Below are 3,831 nucleotides of genomic sequence, written 5' to 3'. Positions count from 1 at the left end.
TGCGGTTGCGTGTAGTCGTGAGGAGCAGGATGCGTTCGCGGCGGCGTCGCATCAGCGTGCGGCTGCGGCGTGGAAGAACGGGGTGTTCGACGATGAGGTGGTGTCGGTAGAGATTCCGCAGCGTAAGGGTGATCCGGTGGTGTTTGCGCAGGATGAGGGGATCCGCGCGGATACGACGGTGGAGTCGTTGGGGAGGTTGCGTCCGGCGTTCAGTGCGTCGGGGACGATCACGGCGGGTAATGCGTCGACGATCAATGATGGTGCGTGTGCGGTGGTGGTGATGAGTCGGGCGAAGGCGGAGAGTTTGGGGCTCGAGTGGTTGGCGGAGATCGGTGCGCATGGGGTGGTGGCGGGTCCGGATTCGTCGTTGCAGTCGCAGCCGGCGCGGGCGATTGTGAAGGCGTGTGCGCGGGAGGGGGTCGATCCGGTGGATTTGGATGTGGTGGAGATCAACGAGGCGTTTGCTGCGGTGGGTATTGCGTCGATGCGTGAGTTGGGTATCGCGGAGGATCGGGTCAATGTCAATGGTGGTGCGATTGCGATCGGGCATCCGTTGGGGATGTCGGGTGCGCGGATTGCGTTGCATGTGGCGTTGGAGTTGGCGCGTCGTGGTGGTGGTGTCGGTGCGGCGGCGTTGTGCGGTGGCGGTGGTCAGGGTGATGCACTGATCCTGCGAGTCCCCAAGAAGTAAACGAGGCTGCGAACACACGGGGTAGTGGTTCTGATCGAGCCGGTGGAGTGAGATCAGAGCCACTACGTCGTGTCGTAGTCGGTCAGGCACAATAGTCGTCATGCTGAACTTCTTCGACCTGAGCACCACCGCGAAGCGTTTCCGCTTCATCGCAGTCCTCGAGGCCCTCACCTGGCTGGGGCTGCTCATCGGGATGGCGTTCAAGTACATCCCCGCGGACGGCAACGAAATCGGTGTCAAAATCTTCGGACCGATCCACGGAGCGGTGTTCGTCATCTATCTCGTCATCACCGTCGTAACGGCTGTGAAGCTCCGGTGGAGCATCGTCACGACTCTTCTCGCCGGTATTGCGAGTGTGCCGCCGTTCGGAACGATCGTGTTCGAGGTGTGGGCCGCACGTACCGGCAAGCTCGCGGAACTCAGTGCGTCCGAGCCGGAACTCACCAAGCCCGTCGCCTAGGAGTGGAGCCTGCGGAATGACCGGGGTCGGTCAGGAGTGGAGCCTGCGGAACGGCCAGCTCCGGCGGGAGCTGACCTCGGCAGTAGTGAGGGAACCGAGTTAGTGACAAACTGTAGAGCGTGACTCGACCCGGACCTCGCTCGTCAACCCGTCCGCCTGCTGCCGTTCCCGCATCCATTGCGGGTGCCTTCGACCTCTCGGCGTTGAAAGATCGGCCGGCACCCCCGCCGGCTGCGGAAGCCGGTGACGGTCGTGGGGGATTACCCCCGATCGTCGATGTGACAACTGCCACATTCGAAGCGGAAGTTCTTCGACGTTCGTCGCAGGTGCCCGTCATCGTCGATCTCGGGTCGGCTCGCTCTCCTCAATCGGTCGCGCTCACTCGCCAGCTCGGCCAGCTGGCAGTCGAGGCAGGCGGAACGTGGATTCACGCCCGCATCGATGTCGACAGCAACCCGCAGATCGCCCAGGCGTTCGGCGTCCAAGCCATCCCGACGGTCATTGCTGTCGCCGGTGGCCAGCCGCTCGCTGACTTCCAGGGGTCGCAGTCCGATGACCAGCTTCGTAAGTGGATCGAGGCGATCGAGCAGGCGACTGCAGGAAAGCTCACTGGACCTCCCGGAGCCGAACCGGTCGAAAGCGAACCCGAGGAAGAAGATCCACGACTGATCGCCGCTGAGGAAGCGCTCGACGCGGGCGACTTCGACTCGGCAATCGCCGCGTATCAGGCGATCATCGACGCGGAACCGGCCAACACGGACGCGGTGGCCGCGCTGAGGCAGATCAAGTTCCTGGCACGTGTACAGAATGTGGATGCCGACGCTGTGGCGAAGGCAGATGCAGCACCGGCAGATGTCGCAGCTCAAATCGAAGCCGCCGATGTCGAACTGTCGCAACAGAACCCAGAAGCAGCCTTCGCTCGACTCATTGCAGGCGTCAAACGCACGGCCGGAGAAGAGCGGACGCAGCTGCGAACGCGTCTGCTCGAGCTGTTCGAATTGTTCGATCCGGCGGACCCCATCGTGGTCGCGGCTCGTCGGAAGTTGGCGTCCGCGCTGTACTGAGTTAGCGGTAGCGGGCGTTGCAGGTGTCCTGTCCGCCCAGCACACCCGAGCGGAACGCGTCGACACGCGAGAACCCGCTGGGTAGCGTCACACCGTTGATGTCGCTCGCGGTGAGGCCGTCGCTGAGCAGTCCTGACACAGCTTCGTCGAGATCGCCGGGAGACAGCCACACTTCGAGGTCGGTGGCCTCCGGGTTCTCGGAGCTCAGGCCGGCGGTGATGACACCGGCCAGGCACGCCGATCGGAGTGCGGTCTGTGGATTGTCCAGCGGCTGCCCGGCCGCGTTCTGCACCGCGAGGGTGTAACGGGACGCGAACAGTACGTACGCGCTGTAGTCGCCGGAAACGTTGAGCGGGATTACATCTCCGCGTCGAGGTCGTTCGGCTGTGCCGAGTTCTGCGAGTGCGTCGACGTCGACACCGAGAGTGTTGGTCGTGCTGCAGTACGAGACCGGCTCGGTTGCGGTGCCCTCGGGGCAGTCGGTGTCGCTACCGGTGTACGACACGGTCGGCGGGTTGTCGAGCTTCAGAAGGCTTTCGAACGATCGCACGAAAGCTTCGAGTGATTCGGTGGTGATCGGCAGTTCACCGTCGTCGTCGGCGTCGCTGAACTTCTGGGGTAGATCGGCTCGGCGAGACTCGATCTCGTCCTCGTCGATGTTCACACATGCCGATGCTCCGTCGGTGAATCCGATCTGAACGGCGGTGACTCGTTCGAATGCCGAGCCGTGCACGGACTCTGGATCGTTGGGGTCGACATCTCGAACGGAGACCGTCGCGGCCAGAACGTCGTTGAGGCCGCTGGAGGTGTTGATGGTGAAGTGCGGGGACCTGTCTTCCGCGACGTGCCGGATGAAAGCACCTGCGAAGCAATCGGCCTGTTGCTCGGCCACGATGGTCGGAGTGTCGTCGCCGACGAGTCCCGACTGGTGCTGCACCGAATGGCCGTACTCGTGTGCGATGACCATGACGACGGCCATCGGTCCGAACGCGTCGATCAATGCGGGCAGCAGGATCGTCCGATCCCAGCCGATGGTGTCGTCTTTCGTGCAGTACGCCGCGTTCGGAACGCCGCCGGTACGGAACCCGCAGAACCGTATGCCCTCGTCTTCGTCCTCGCTGGCGTCCCACGAAATGAGCTCCGATACGGGCGTGAACGGGCCGCCGAACAACTCGGGGTACGTCTGCGTCCAGTACTGCTGAACGTCGTCGATGGCGTTGGTTGCAATGATGTCGGAGTCGGTGCCCTCGGCGTTGCGCACGTCGAGTGAGGAGTTCTTGACTCCTGGACGAGGCCCACTCGGCCCGTCCGTGACCGGCAGACCGGCCACGGTGAACGGGTTGTCGTAGATCGAGACCGCGCGTCCGTCGATGGTCTGAGCGCACGAGCTGAGCAACGCCGAGGTGGCGATGAGGGCTGTCACCCACAGTACGTGCCGCGTACGACTGCTGCGTCGGGTAGGACCGCCACTCATCTATCGCTCCAGTTTGATCCAGATCGCTCCGTTGGCGGGCAGCGCGACCTGCGCAGACGCCGGTCGGCCGTGCCATGAGTGCGAAGTTGCCGTCACTTCTCCGAGATTGCCGACTCCGCTGCCGCCGTACGAGGTTGCATCC

At 63.6% G+C, this 3,831-nt stretch carries 5 protein-coding genes; 3 read left to right on the top strand and 2 right to left on the bottom strand.

Translation table 11 applies throughout. The features are described 5' to 3' along the window. From A2J03_RS21375 to A2J03_RS21365, 3 genes are all read left to right on the top strand, one after another. Window positions 1-691 (top strand): acetyl-CoA C-acyltransferase (locus A2J03_RS21375; RefSeq protein WP_156520500.1); only part of this gene is annotated, 691 nt, incomplete at its 5' end. Between the two features lie 91 nt (window positions 692-782). Further along, complete coding sequence (locus A2J03_RS21370) at window positions 783-1,151, top strand: DUF3817 domain-containing protein (protein ID WP_197480900.1); 369 nt, start codon at window positions 783-785, stop codon at window positions 1,149-1,151. A 176-nt stretch (window positions 1,152-1,327) separates the two neighbouring features. Beyond that, window positions 1,328-2,215, top strand: coding sequence for a tetratricopeptide repeat protein (locus A2J03_RS21365; protein WP_068378025.1), 888 nt, complete (start codon window positions 1,328-1,330; stop codon window positions 2,213-2,215). 1 nt (window position 2,216) lies between these two features. Here the strand turns inward: A2J03_RS21365 and A2J03_RS21360 are convergent, their stop codons facing one another. Both A2J03_RS21360 and A2J03_RS30110 read right to left on the bottom strand, forming a co-directional pair. Beyond that, the gene (locus A2J03_RS21360) at window positions 2,217-3,689 is read right to left on the bottom strand and encodes a metallopeptidase (protein WP_068378022.1); all 1,473 of its coding nucleotides are present in this window, start codon (window positions 3,687-3,689) and stop codon (window positions 2,217-2,219) included. After that, window positions 3,690-3,831: alpha amylase C-terminal domain-containing protein (locus A2J03_RS30110; protein WP_156520499.1), on the bottom strand; the 142-nt coding region annotated here is incomplete at its 5' end.

This window comes from Rhodococcus sp. EPR-157 (assembly GCF_001647195.1).
GTDB lineage: Bacteria > Actinomycetota > Actinomycetes > Mycobacteriales > Mycobacteriaceae > Rhodococcoides.
The sequence above is the reverse complement of the archived record's forward strand: the minus strand, read 5'-3'. Positions and strand labels throughout refer to the sequence as shown.